The 12,254-nt window shown below is 38.2% G+C and carries 14 protein-coding genes; 6 read left to right on the top strand and 8 right to left on the bottom strand.

Annotation, left to right across the window (positions count from 1 at the left end; genetic code table 11):
- Nucleotides 1-7: 7 nt before the first annotated feature.
- Nucleotides 8-1,066: an LLM class flavin-dependent oxidoreductase gene (locus AA0X71_RS04570; protein WP_413359732.1), complete on the bottom strand. Its 1,059-nt coding sequence runs from the start codon at nucleotides 1,064-1,066 to the stop codon at nucleotides 8-10.
- Between the two features lie 128 nt (nucleotides 1,067-1,194).
- On the opposite strand from AA0X71_RS04570, the gene AA0X71_RS04565 reads away from it, so the two are divergent.
- From AA0X71_RS04565 to AA0X71_RS04550, 4 genes are all read left to right on the top strand, one after another.
- Nucleotides 1,195-1,548 (top strand): winged helix-turn-helix transcriptional regulator, encoded by a 354-nt coding sequence (locus AA0X71_RS04565; RefSeq protein WP_413359730.1) that lies wholly within the window; start codon nucleotides 1,195-1,197, stop codon nucleotides 1,546-1,548.
- A gap of 309 nt (nucleotides 1,549-1,857) precedes the next feature.
- On the top strand, nucleotides 1,858-2,571 hold the full coding sequence (locus AA0X71_RS04560) for a sulfite exporter TauE/SafE family protein (RefSeq protein WP_413359727.1): 714 nt from the start codon (nucleotides 1,858-1,860) through the stop codon (nucleotides 2,569-2,571).
- Between the two features lie 438 nt (nucleotides 2,572-3,009).
- Nucleotides 3,010-3,891, top strand: a complete 882-nt coding sequence (locus AA0X71_RS04555; protein WP_413359723.1) for an AraC family transcriptional regulator — start codon at nucleotides 3,010-3,012, stop codon at nucleotides 3,889-3,891.
- Between the two features lie 102 nt (nucleotides 3,892-3,993).
- Nucleotides 3,994-4,632: a lysoplasmalogenase gene (locus tag AA0X71_RS04550; protein ID WP_413359720.1), complete on the top strand. Its 639-nt coding sequence runs from the start codon at nucleotides 3,994-3,996 to the stop codon at nucleotides 4,630-4,632.
- A 28-nt stretch (nucleotides 4,633-4,660) separates the two neighbouring features.
- Here the strand turns inward: AA0X71_RS04550 and AA0X71_RS04545 are convergent, their stop codons facing one another.
- The 4 genes from AA0X71_RS04545 to AA0X71_RS04530 all read right to left on the bottom strand — a co-directional run bounded on the left by AA0X71_RS04545 (nucleotide 4,661) and on the right by AA0X71_RS04530 (nucleotide 6,797).
- Nucleotides 4,661-5,155, bottom strand: a complete 495-nt coding sequence (locus tag AA0X71_RS04545) for an arsinothricin resistance N-acetyltransferase ArsN1 family A (RefSeq protein WP_413359718.1) — start codon at nucleotides 5,153-5,155, stop codon at nucleotides 4,661-4,663.
- Nucleotides 5,156-5,247: 92 nt separating this feature from the next.
- Nucleotides 5,248-5,385, bottom strand: a complete 138-nt coding sequence (locus AA0X71_RS04540; protein WP_413359717.1) for a hypothetical protein — start codon at nucleotides 5,383-5,385, stop codon at nucleotides 5,248-5,250.
- A 14-nt stretch (nucleotides 5,386-5,399) separates the two neighbouring features.
- Nucleotides 5,400-6,266, bottom strand: a complete 867-nt coding sequence (locus AA0X71_RS04535; protein WP_413359715.1) for a permease — start codon at nucleotides 6,264-6,266, stop codon at nucleotides 5,400-5,402.
- An 87-nt stretch (nucleotides 6,267-6,353) separates the two neighbouring features.
- A complete protein-coding gene (locus tag AA0X71_RS04530) occupies nucleotides 6,354-6,797 on the bottom strand; it encodes a MarR family winged helix-turn-helix transcriptional regulator (RefSeq protein ID WP_413359712.1) in 444 nt (147 codons plus the stop codon).
- A gap of 132 nt (nucleotides 6,798-6,929) precedes the next feature.
- On the opposite strand from AA0X71_RS04530, the gene AA0X71_RS04525 reads away from it, so the two are divergent.
- Nucleotides 6,930-8,066: a YibE/F family protein gene (locus AA0X71_RS04525; RefSeq protein WP_413359710.1), complete on the top strand. Its 1,137-nt coding sequence runs from the start codon at nucleotides 6,930-6,932 to the stop codon at nucleotides 8,064-8,066.
- Nucleotides 8,063-8,839 carry a YibE/F family protein gene (locus AA0X71_RS04520; protein WP_413359708.1) on the top strand — a complete coding sequence of 259 codons (777 nt, stop codon included), beginning with the start codon at nucleotides 8,063-8,065 and terminating at the stop codon, nucleotides 8,837-8,839. Before AA0X71_RS04525 ends, AA0X71_RS04520 begins: the two co-directional genes overlap by 4 nt.
- A 1,139-nt stretch (nucleotides 8,840-9,978) precedes the next feature.
- Here AA0X71_RS04520 and wrbA read toward each other — a convergent pair.
- Genes wrbA through AA0X71_RS04505 form a run of 3 tightly spaced genes read right to left on the bottom strand, consistent with a single transcriptional unit; the run spans nucleotide 9,979 to nucleotide 12,205 of the window.
- Entirely contained in the window at nucleotides 9,979-10,644 is a 666-nt protein-coding gene (gene wrbA, locus AA0X71_RS04515) for an NAD(P)H:quinone oxidoreductase (RefSeq protein WP_413359706.1), read from the bottom strand.
- A gap of 38 nt (nucleotides 10,645-10,682) precedes the next feature.
- A complete protein-coding gene (locus tag AA0X71_RS04510) occupies nucleotides 10,683-11,291 on the bottom strand; it encodes an alpha/beta hydrolase (RefSeq protein WP_413359703.1) in 609 nt (202 codons plus the stop codon).
- Nucleotides 11,288-12,205 (bottom strand): ring-cleaving dioxygenase, encoded by a 918-nt coding sequence (locus tag AA0X71_RS04505; RefSeq protein ID WP_413359701.1) that lies wholly within the window; start codon nucleotides 12,203-12,205, stop codon nucleotides 11,288-11,290. The genes AA0X71_RS04510 and AA0X71_RS04505 overlap by 4 nt, the downstream gene beginning before the upstream one ends.
- Nucleotides 12,206-12,254 lie beyond the last annotated feature (49 nt).

Genomic DNA, 12,254 nt, shown 5'->3' with positions numbered 1-12,254 from the left:
AGTCCCCCTATTTTTTTGCTGTATATTTTCGAATGGCCGGTAAAATGTCTGTTGCGATAATCTCCACATTTTTCGCTAATTTATCGAACGGCACGCCACCGAAGTCCATTTGAGCAAGATAACGTTGATGACCAAAGAGTTCATGTTGATAAAGAATTTTTTCAATAATTTCTTGTGGACTTCCCACATTAATGACATTGCGCTTATCAGGAGCTTGGGCGAATGCTTGCTTCGGAAATCCATTTCCATTGGTTAGTTTCATTCCTTCGTTAATATATGGATACATCTCTCTCATCGCTTCTTGAGTCGTGTCAGCGGCAAAGAAAAAGCCGGTTGTTGCTACTGGCAATGTAGCTGGGTCAAAGCCATTATTTTCCGCTACCTCGCGATATGCATCGATCGTTCTTTTAAAAATACTTGCTGGACCGCCTAATGCTGCTAATGTCATCGGTACCCCTGCGTATCCCGCCTTCATTGCACTTGCTGGTGTTCCCCCAACTGCTCTCCAGATCGGAAGTGAACCATTTTTTGGGCGTGGTAATACTCTCGCATTTTTTAATGCTGGTCTGAATTGTCCGCTCCAGTTCACCACTTCTTCTTCATTTAATTTTAATAATAAATCAAATTTCTCTTCAAAAAGCGCTTCATAATCTCGAACATCATACCCTAGTAAATCATACAGACCAATACGAGATGCACGTCCAGCCACAATTTCTGCACGGCCATCTGAAATTAAATCAATCGTCGCAAAGTCTTCATATACTCTGACTGGATCAGATGTACTAATAATCGTAGATGAGCTTCCAATTTTAATATTTTTTGTTGCTTGTGCAATCGCAGATAATAAGACTGAATGGGCTTGTGCTACAAAATATTCTTGATGGCTTTCTCCCACACTAAAAAAATCGATTCCCGCTTCATCAGCAAGCTTCGCTAACTCGATAATTTCATGAACCCTTTGTTGAGCTGAAATCCGTTCCCCTGTATGTGGATTTGAGAGATGGTCTGCTAAAGTATAAATCCCAAATTCTAATCCTTTACTTGGATCAATCCGATACTTTTCCATGTGATCAACCTTCCTACTAGTTTTTCTATTTCTCTGTCCATGTTATTATTACTTATAACTATCTATTAATGAAGTACGCACTTTCAAGTGGTATAGTATACAAAAGGATACTATAGGAGGAAGACAAAATGAAAATTGAACCAGAATTATGTCGTGTCGACGATGCTTTAGGGATTTTAGTTGGAAAATGGAAACCCCTTATATTATTGCACTTATTAAAGAATGGTACTCAAAGATTTAGTGAGTTGAAACGTAGTGTTCCTGGAATTACGCAGAAAATGCTAACGAACCAATTAAGGGACTTGGAAGAGGAAGATATCATCGAACGAAAAGTGTATCCGCAGGTGCCACCCAAAGTCGAATATACGATTACAGAATATGGAAGAAGCCTAGAACCGATTTTAAACGCGATGCATGAATGGGGAACCAATCATATGATTCATAAAAGGGAAAAAATGAAGCAGAAAAATGTGGGGAACTAAAGAGGCTTGCGCAATAATACGGGTTCCTAATCTACTTGCAGAACGAAATTACGATGGCGAACAGGCAAAATCGCAACCCAAATAACATAAAACAGCTATTGTCAAAATACTATTTATTGTTTTAGTTAGTACGTGATTTGCTATGCTGATTTAAATCAGCCAAGTGAGTAATCGTATTCTAAAATAAGTGAAAAGTTGTGAAGGACTGTAATTAAACAAACGAAGCTGGTTGATTAATTTAAAGAGAAAATTAATCAATGATACAATACTAGTAGCTTAAAATATTATTGGAGGTCAAATGGGGAGACTGTGTTTATTTTCTTATGTATCATATTAGTGGCTTCTGTCCTGCAAACAAGTACAGGTTTTGGATTTTCCATAATGGCGACACCTTTATTATTGATATTGTTTCTTCCGCAAGAAGCGATACAAATAAACATCATTTTATCATTACTTATTTCAATTTCATTAATACGGAATATAAGTACAGACATTGATTTCTCACTTTTAAGGAGGTTTATTATTGGAAGTATAGTGGGTGTACCTTTTGGTATATTAGTCTTTATTTCCATTAACATTAACGCTTTTAAAATAGGCGTTAGTGTACTGCTCTTAGTAGTAACATTGTTATTAATAGTTAATTTTAGAATAACGTCAACTCGTATTAGGGATCTCATAGTCGGTGGGTTATCTGGTCTTTTAACAACAAGTATTGGGATGCCAGGTCCTCCGTTATTACTTTACTTTTCAGGAACTGACACTGAAAAAGGGAAGTTAAGAGCAACTACTTTAGCCTTCTATCTGTTTATTTACTTTATTAGTCTAATTACTCAAATAGTCATTTCTGGTACTAATAAATTAATTTGGGAATCAAGTATTTTTGCAATTCCGATTGTATTTTTAGGTTTGATTATAGGTCAGATTATTTTCAAACATCTTAATCAACGGATTTTCAAAATAATTACATATATCCTTTTGAGTTTTACAGGTATTTATCTTCTCGTTGAAAGTTTGAGTTCATAAATAACCTTAGTAAACGTACGGTTAGCTATAGTTGAAAAAGACATCATATCAAACGCTCAAAGATTTTTTGAAATCTGAGCGTTTTCTTTTGTCTCCTTCATTTTAATCCCCCGCTATTCTATCAAAAACAAGCCGAAAAAATCAGTAGTAAACATGATCAAGAGCAATACAGCAATAAACGCTAGTTGACTAGTCAGTAGTAGAAATATCATGACAAAATAAGCATAGCAATTAAATAGAATTCAACAATTAAAATATTATCAAGGGTCAATCCTTGATAATACAATACGTACACCTTTTTGGCTGCATTTTTTTACTTGGGGAAGTAATTCATAGTCAATAATTATTAACATAGAGTTCCATCCTACAAAATCGTGCACAAATTATCGGATCAAAATGTTCTAATCCTGCTATGCTATTAGCAAAGGAGGTCATACAATGGATTTACTTAAGAACATGAACGATGCCATGAATTATATAGAGGAAAACCTAACGAACGAAATTGATTATAAGTTAGTTGCAAAAATCGCCCACTGTTCGGAATATCATTTTAAAAGAATGTTTTCTTTTCTTGCTGGCGTTACGTTATCAGAGTATGTTCGCCGAAGACGACTTAGTTTGGCAGCATTAGAACTGCAAAATCGGCACCTCAAAATAATTGATGTGGCGCTGAAGTATGGCTATCAATCACCAGACTCTTTTGCGAGAGCTTTCCAACATATCCATGGGATAACACCGTCAGAAGCAAGAAACAATGACCAAAGGTTAAAAGCTTATCCACCTATGACCTTTCAACTATCCATTAAAGGGGGAAACGAAATGAACTATCGATTAGAAGAAAAGGAAGCCTTTCACCTGATTGGAATCATGAAAAGAGTTCCGATTATTTTTGAAGGGGAAAATCCAGAAATCACAAAAATGTGGAAATCTCTAACAATGGGAAAAATAGAACAATTAAAGAGGCTTTCAAATATCGAGCCTACAGGAATGATTCAAGCATCCACAAACTTTTCAGATGGACGAATGGAAGAAAAAGGCGAACTGGATCAATATATTGGAGTGGCAACAACAGAAGAATGCCCCGAAGGATTTTCCAAACTGGAAGTACCTGCATTGACTTGGGCAGTCTTTGAATCAGCAGGGCCTTTTCCTACTACCTTACAAGAAACCTGGGGAAGAATATACGCTGAGTGGTTTCCATCTTCTGGCTATCAAATTGCAGAAGGACCCGAAATTTTGTCCATTAAAGATAAGGACCTAACTTCACCATCTGTTAACAGTGAGATTTGGATTCCCGTTATGAAAAATGAAGTGTACTAAGGGGCTGTTTAGGCAGCACCTTTTTTACTCTGAAAAGGTTTTCAATTAATCTAAACACAAGTTACAATGAAAGTAGATAACAAGGTTGAGAGGATGAATATATTGCAAAGGTACAGACTACCGATTTTCATATTATTAACGAGCGTATTCTATATTTTTATCATTCCGAGCGATCCGGAAGCACTGAAAATATTATGCAAATTGATTCCGATGTGGCTCATCCTTATCTATGCCTATAAACAAATACGTCTGCATCAATCACGGACACTTTGGATTATTTGGTGGGGCTTATTTTTCTGTATGCTTGGAGACGGGCTAATCAGCAGATGGTTCATTCTCGGCCTACTTGCATTTTTAATCGGACACTTGATTTATATCGCTGGCTTTTTCCGTTTTCGCCGTTTATCATCCCTCGCGTTAATCGTGATCTTACCACTTGGCGTTTATGGGGTAGTGATGGGATACCATGTACTGGGTGCATTACTTGAAGAACTTAATTATAGCTTAGCCCTTCCAGTTTTTATTTATCTTCTCGTCATATTGTTCATGTGTTGGATGGCATTCTTAACTCGAAATGCTTGGGTGATAGTAGGAAGTATTTTATTTGTCATTTCTGATTCTTTCTTGTCCTGGAATATGTTCGTTTCAGCCGTACCTCATTCTGATATTTTCATCATGACCACCTATTATGCTGCACAATTTTTGATTGCCCATAGCTTACGGTTTTTCCCAAAAACATAAGTCATCCACCAATGGATGACCTTTTGTTTTAGAGCAACTTCTCCATCGCCATCACATCGACAAACTTCCCTTCAAGAACACCTTGATTTTTAAAGGTTCCTACTTCACGATATCCGTTGTTAACATATAGCTTCTGACCCATTTCGTTAAATGGAAAAGTAAATAAGACAATTTTGTGGAATCCGCTTGTTTTTGCAGCCTCATCGATGGCTTTTAATAGTTTCGTCCCGATTCCTTTTCCTCTGTGATTGCGGGCAATATACACCGATAGATCAGCTACGCCAGAATAAGCACATCGATTGTTATAAGGATTTAAAGCAGCCCATCCAACAACTTCTTCTCCTACTTCTGCCACGATAATTTTGTATCTGCCCTCATGCTTGATAAACCATTCTTCCATGTAGGAAGGATCCTTTTCGTCTGTTTCTAATGTCGCGATTCGATCTTCGATTCCTTCATTATAAATCGTTCGAATCGATTCGATATCTTCAAAAATAGCTTCTCTAATGATCACAGTTCCCACTCCCCATACGTATTCTTCTTTTAATCATAAGATGAACATAAGAAAAAAGGAACCATTTTCCATCTTAAAAAATGGCTCCACTAGCATTCTCATTACGCTTCCTTAATCTCTTCAATCTTCACATCACAGCAGGAGCTTGCCTCTTCTGATGTTTCACAGCAAGAGCTATCCACTTCTTCAATTTTCACATCACAACAAGCAGTATCTGCTTTACGCTTGAACCATGCCATTTTTCTCACCTCCTTTAAATGAGATAAAATAGAAAGCCTGAAGTGGACGCCATAAAGACAACTGAAACAACAAACGCAGATACCAATCTCTTTTGAAAAATTGAATTCAATAATGCCACTTCTGGTAAACTAGCACCTGTGGAAGCGATCATTAAAGCCATTACAGGTGGAAAGGCCATCCCTTTTGCGATTAAAATTTGCGATAAAGGAATCATTGTCGACAGGCGAATATAAAGAGGAATTCCAATGATGGCAGCTACTGGAACAAGCCACCATTTATCCTCACCGAGATAGGTTGTAATCCATTCGGTTGGGACTGCTCCATGAATGATCGCGCCAATTCCTGCACCAATTAATAGAAAGGGATAAACGGTTTTCATCAGATTTACTGTTTCTTTCCATGCGAAGCGAAAGCTAAACTTCACCTCTGGTTCTTTATATCCCGTCATTTTCACTCTTTTGACTGCTTTTTCAAAGCCAAGCTTCTCTAGAGATAAACCAATGATGATGGATAGAACGGTTGTGACAATCGTATACACGACTGCGACCTTCAAGCCTAGCAAAGCTGTCATCAACGTAATAATGACCGGATCCAACACTGGCGATGCGAATAAAAAGACCATTACAATGCCAAAACGAACGTGCTTATTTAACAAATTGACGACGACAGGTATGGTTGAGCAGGAACAGAACGGAGTGATAAAAGCAAAAATAATCGCTGCTACCACACCGATAAATGTGTTTTTTCCAGATAAATAATAGTTCAATTTTTCATATGGAATGAGTCCTTGAAGTAAACTGACGAGAAAAGATATCCCGATAAAAAGAATCGTGAGTTCAAAAGCAATTGAAATGAAATCCATCCAAATTTGTCCCAGCATGCAGACAGCTCCTTTTTCATTTGTGATTTGCAAATGTTCCAGATTATTACTTGTATTTTACAAGTAATATCCATCGGGGAATTACCCCTACATATTCCCACAACACATACTTGATTTCGCCATCGCCTCATTTAACAGCTTAATGGAGCGAATAACCGTTTCCTTTTCGAAATCATTCATATGGGAAAATACTTCATTGAGGAAAAGATTCATTTGTTCATCGATCGTTGTTGCGACGTATTTCCCTTCCGTCGTCAAGGATAGAATCTGAATTCTTTTATCCTCAGGAGCTGGCGTTTTCTTCACCAAGTTCATCTTTATCAATGATTGCACCTGGCGGCTAAAAGTCGTAATATCAATCCCTAATGTTTCCGCAATTTGTTGCATCGATGGCTCATGCTGACGGTCAATCTCATACAAAATATGACTTTGAACGAGTGAAACTTCATTCCCCCCCACACTGCAACAATTTTTATTTAAGAACCCAAAACGTCTTGTCATCACTTGAAATATTTCACGTAAATTTTCCATTTTTTCCACCTCTTAATTTCATTATAGTTAATTATTTGCAAAATACAACTATTTTTATGCAATTTCTTGACGATGTAAAATCATTCTTGCTATTCTTAGACCATTCATGAAGTCCACTGGGAGGTTCCTCTCTTGAACATATTAACAACAAAAACAACCGAGAAAAAGCGAAATATTTTTCTGTATATTCTTTTAGCGATTCTTTTTCTTTCATCCTTCCTATTTGTTCACTTCAACTATGGATTGTACGAGCGGACGATTGCTAAAGTGATCGATGTTAGTTTAGAAGAGTCAATCGAAAATGTAGATATGTACGACAATAGAGATGTCCTCACGACCCAACACCTCGTTGCCAAGGTAATGAATGGTGACCACAAGGGCGAGGAAATCCATATAGAAAATGAGTTTTCTTACTCAGGTGCTTACGATCAAGAATATAAAGTTGGCAATGAATTGTTTGTGATGGTTGATCAAGCAACTGAGGCGCAATCTGAATTATCAGGAACGATTCAGGACGTGAAAAGGGATAAATACTTGCTTATTGTTGCTTGGGCCTTTATTTTCACCTTATTGTTTGTTGGGAAAAAACAAGGACTCTTTTCGATTATTAGCTTAGTGGTGAACGCTGTACTGCTTTCTTTTGCTTTAGATTTTTATCTTCAAACATCTGGTATCCATTTGTTAGTCATCTGTAGTATTAGCATCATTTTATTCACCGTCATTTCCTTATTACTGGTCAATGGCATGAATGAAAAAACGTATGCGGCGATCATCGCTACCCTTTTAGGAACATTTTTTTCACTGCTGATTACTTATGCTGTTATGTCGGTAACAAATGAACAAGGATTACGATATGAAGAAATTCAATTTATTACCCGACCTTATAAGCTCGTTTTTTTAGCCGGCTTATTTATCGGATCACTAGGGGCTGTCATGGATGTGGCCATTACCATGTCTTCTTCCATCTTCGGATTGTATGAAAAAGACCGTAACATTTCGAATAAAGCATTAAGAAAATCAGGAATGGAAATTGGCAAGGATATTATGGGTACAATGACCAATATTTTGTTCTTCGCTTATATTAGTGGATCGATTCCGATGCTTATCCTTTATTTTAAAAATGCGTCTCCTTTAGGCTTTACTCTTTCGATGAATCTTTCTTTAGAGCTAGCTCGGGCTTTAGCTGGCGGAATTGGCATTGTCATCACAATCCCCATTGGTCTCTATGTTACGATGCTTTTTGTTAACCGAAAGAGGGCGAAATTATGAATGTACTTGTATTACTTGGAATAATATTATTTTTCTTAATGACTATTATTGGAGGTAAAAAAGGGGCACGTTCCTTCTTTGCGATTTTTCTTAATTTTGTAGTCGTTCTTCTTGCGGTGTTATTTATGAATGATCCAAATCTAAATCCCATTGTTATCACCGTCATTGCCTGCATGATTATTAGTTGCATTAATTTGTTTTATATAAACGAAATTAATATTAAAACAAAAACAGCCTTTATTTCTACTCTGTTTACGATAGGCATTTTACTCCTCTTTATCATCGTCATCACTGACAAAGCTATGATTCAAGGCTTTGGAGAAGAGGAAATAGAAGAACTTGGCATCTTTTCCCTTTATATCGGAATTGATTTTGTCAAGCTTGCTACTGCGGTGATTATTATGAGTACGATCGGAGCGATAACGGATGCAGCGATCGCCATTTCTTCTCCGATGTATGAGGCTTTTTATCATCATCCAAACATCAGTAGAAAAGACTTATTTAAATTTGGCATGAGCATTGGGAGAGATATTCTCGGGACGAGTGCAAATACGCTTTTCTTTGCCTTCTTTGGCGGTTATTTGGCCTTGCTCATTTGGTTTAAGGACCTGTCCTATTCTGTTGGAGAAATCGTCAATTCAAAAATATTCAGTGCTGAAATGATCACCATTCTTTGTGCCGGGACAGGAGTCACATTGATCATTCCCATCACTGCATGGATATCAGCCTTTTATTTTGTGAGAATCCGCGATAAAAAAGTAGCACAAACATAACAAGGTACTTTCAGAATAAGCCCATTAAATAAAGCAAGTGAGGATCATTCACTTGCTTTTTCATGTTTTTGTCTGAAAGCATCTATTTAATGAGGACAGAGCATGCTAAAGAGCAATCTGAGGTTGTCCTCATGAGACAATCTTTCTCTTATGCACTTTTGATGAGTTTGTCCTCATAAACCCTCTGTGAGGATATTCTTTCTCTTTTTCACACCGAGGTTGTCCTCATGAACCCTCTATGAGGACTATCTTTCTCTTTTTCACTCCCAGTTTGTCCTCATGATCCCCTTATGAGGACAAACTTTCCCTTTTTCACACAAGAGGTTGTCCTCATGAACCTTCTATGAGGACAATCTTTCTCTTTTTCACACCTGAGTTTGTCCTCATGAACCCTCTATGAGGACAAACTTTTCTTTTTTCACACCGAGTTTGTCCTCATGAACCCTCTATGAGGACAATCTTTCTCTTTTTCACACCTGAGTTTGTCCTCATGAACTCTCTATGAGGACAATCTTTCTCTTTTTCACACAAGAGGTTGTCCTCATGAACCTTCTATGAGGACAATCTTTCTCTTTTTCACTCCTGAGATTGTCCTCATGAACCCCTTATGAGGACAATCTTTCCCCTTTTCACACCTGAATTTGTCCTCATGAACCCTCTATGAGGACAATCTTTCTCTTTTTCACACCTGAGATTGTCCTCATGAACCCCTTATGAGGACAATCTTTCCCTTTTTCACACCGAGTTTGTCCTCATGAACCCTCTATGGGGACAATCTTTTCCTTTTGCACACTCGAGTTTGTCCTCATGAACTCTCTATGAGGACAAACTTTCTCTTTTTCACACCGAGATTGTCCTCATGAACCCTCTATGAGGACAATCTTTCCCTTTTTCACACCAGAGATTGTCCTCATGAACCCCTTATGAGGACAATCTTTCCCTTTTTCACACCAGAGATTGTCCTCATGAACTCTCTATGAGGACAATCTTTCTCTTTTTCACACAAGAGGTTGTCCTCATGAACCCCTTATGAGGACAATCTTTCTCTTTTTCACAAAAACACACCAGAGTGTGGCATCATGAATCTACTTTCATTAAATAAAGGGGAATCGGTTCTATGACGTTCCAGTAAATTATTTTTATTGATTTCCCTTTTTCACCCATTCTGCTACTTGCACGGTACGTTTTGCTTGATACTTCACAGTGTTCTCCACGTCTTCAATCATTTTTCCATTTTGGTCAACTGTTACACTCGTTCCGTAGGGGTTACCACCAGATGAGAAGATAACTGGGTCGCTATATCCTGGAGTCGCGACAATTGCTCCCCAATGATACATCGTTGTATAAAGAGAAAGGATCGTAGCTTCTTGGCCACCATGAGAATTTTGCGCAGATGACATCGCACTGACAACTTTATTAACAAGTTTGCCGTTGAACCATAATCCACCTGTCGTATCTAAAAATTGTTTCATTTGAGACGGCATATTACCGAAACGAGTCGGGACACTAAAAATGATTGAATCTGCCCATTCTAAATCATCTAGACTGACCTCTGGTACATCCTTTGTTGCTTCCACATGAGCTTTCCATGCTGGATTCCCTTCGATAGCCGATGCAGGAGCAAGCTCAGGTACCTTTAAAACCTTTACTTCAGCGCCTACTTCTTTCGCTCCTTCTTCTGCCCATTTTGATAATTGATAGTTTGTTCCACCCATGCTGTAATAAATGACCGCTAATTTTACATTTGACATTGGTTTAGACTCCTTTTTCAGTGAATTTCCAAATAGCTTGGACAAAATGCCCATATACAACCACCACCTAGTTTCTGTTACTTTTTATGTTCCTATGCATGAATCTTTTGATACCATTTAGCCGCAGCTACTACCTCGTCAAGTGTTAATTGATGGCCTCGATTTTCCCAATGAAGCTCAACACTTACTTTGGCATTTTCCAATAATGATTTTAATTCCTCGGATTCTTCCGCTGAGCAAATCGGATCGTTCGTACCTGCTGAAATGAACACAGACTTGCCAGTTAAATCAGGAAGTTCCACTCCTCTTCTTGGAACCATTGGATGGTGGAGAATAGCCGCCTTTAACGCATTATCGTAGTGAAATAAAAGACTTGCTGCGATATTGGCCCCATTGGAATAACCGACGGCAACCACATTGTCTCGATCAAATCCATATTCCTTTGCAGCATCATTGAGAAACTGATTTAATTCCTTCGTGCGAAAAATAAGATCCTCCTCGTCGAAGACTCCTTCCGCTAATCGTCTGAAGAATCGTGGCATTCCATTTTCAAGGGCATTGCCACGGACACTTAATACGGAGGCTTCATCATCAATTCTTCCAGCGAGTGGCAGTAAGTCTAACTCATTTCCCCCTGTTCCATGTAATAAAAGCAAGGTTGGTTTTGTCTTATCTGTTCCTTGATTAAAAATATGCTTCATGATTGATTTCCCTCCACAATACGTACTTCCACTTTTGGCAACTGATCTTCTAATGCTTCCCTTTTTGTTTCTAACCACGGTGGCAACATTAGCCCTTCACCTAGATGCTCAATCGATTCATCAACCGTAAAACCTGGGATATCTGTCGCGATTTCAAAAAGAATTCCACCTTCATCCTGGAAATAGATAGATTTAAAGTAGTTTCGATCTCGAACTTCTGTTGGATTATAGCCTTTATCTAAAAGGAGTTCTCTCCATTGGAATAACTCTTTTTCATCTTTTGCTCTAAAGGCTATATGATGAACCGTCCCCGCTCCCATCAATCCTCTAACCGATGGAGTGAGCTTAATATCGATACTATTGCCAACAGACGCCTCCGCTTTAAATCGTAAAAATCCATTTTCATCCCCGACACATTTCATTCCGAACAGATTCTCTAATATTTCCGCTGTTTTATTAGGCTGTGCCGAAAACAGGGTTGCACCAGCAAACCCCATAACCTCATGATCGCTTGATTCAACTTGACGCTCGATGAGCTCCAATTCAAGACCGTCTGGATCAGTAAACGATAGAATTTTTTCTCCAAAACGAATAGACGTTTCATATTCAAACCCAAATTGTTGAAGACGATTTTTCCAGAAAGGCATCGAATCTTTAGGGATGACATAACTTGTAACCCCAACCTGACCAGTCCCGATTCGTCCCTTTAATTGTTTTTCCCATGGAAAAAAAGTGATGATCGTACCTGGTTGCCCACTGTAATCTCCAAAATAGAGATGATATACCTCTGGTCGCTCAAAGTTCACCGTTCTTTTCACCAGTCTTAAACCAAGAACATCCGTGTAAAAATCGATGTTTCTTTGAGCATCATTGACCATAGCCGTGATGTGATGGATTCCGATTGATTTCAACAAATTTGCCACCTCCTTCTCCTATTTCCCTCATTCTAATGAAAATTTGTAC

Origin of the sequence: Robertmurraya phoenicis, from assembly GCF_047302285.1 — a bacterium.
Taxonomy (GTDB): domain Bacteria; phylum Bacillota; class Bacilli; order Bacillales; family Cytobacillaceae; genus Robertmurraya.
The sequence above is the reverse complement of the archived record's forward strand: the minus strand, read 5'-3'. Positions and strand labels throughout refer to the sequence as shown.

What these genes read in the sequence shown, in the direction of transcription:
- wrbA (WP_413359706.1), bottom strand. Translation starts at nt 10,644, where the DNA reads ATGGGCATTTTGTCCAAGCTATTTGGAAATTCACTGAAAAAGGAGTCT.
- AA0X71_RS04570 (WP_413359732.1), bottom strand. Translation starts at nt 1,066, where the DNA reads ATGGAAAAGTATCGGATTGATCCAAGTAAAGGATTAGAATTTGGGATT.
- AA0X71_RS04520 (WP_413359708.1), top strand. Translation starts at nt 8,063, where the DNA reads ATGAATGTACTTGTATTACTTGGAATAATATTATTTTTCTTAATGACT.
- AA0X71_RS04530 (WP_413359712.1), bottom strand. Translation starts at nt 6,797, where the DNA reads ATGGAAAATTTACGTGAAATATTTCAAGTGATGACAAGACGTTTTGGG.
- AA0X71_RS04555 (WP_413359723.1), top strand. Translation starts at nt 3,010, where the DNA reads ATGGATTTACTTAAGAACATGAACGATGCCATGAATTATATAGAGGAA.
- AA0X71_RS04540 (WP_413359717.1), bottom strand. Translation starts at nt 5,385, where the DNA reads ATGGCATGGTTCAAGCGTAAAGCAGATACTGCTTGTTGTGATGTGAAA.
- AA0X71_RS04535 (WP_413359715.1), bottom strand. Translation starts at nt 6,266, where the DNA reads ATGCTGGGACAAATTTGGATGGATTTCATTTCAATTGCTTTTGAACTC.
- AA0X71_RS04510 (WP_413359703.1), bottom strand. Translation starts at nt 11,291, where the DNA reads ATGAAGCATATTTTTAATCAAGGAACAGATAAGACAAAACCAACCTTG.
- AA0X71_RS04565 (WP_413359730.1), top strand. Translation starts at nt 1,195, where the DNA reads ATGAAAATTGAACCAGAATTATGTCGTGTCGACGATGCTTTAGGGATT.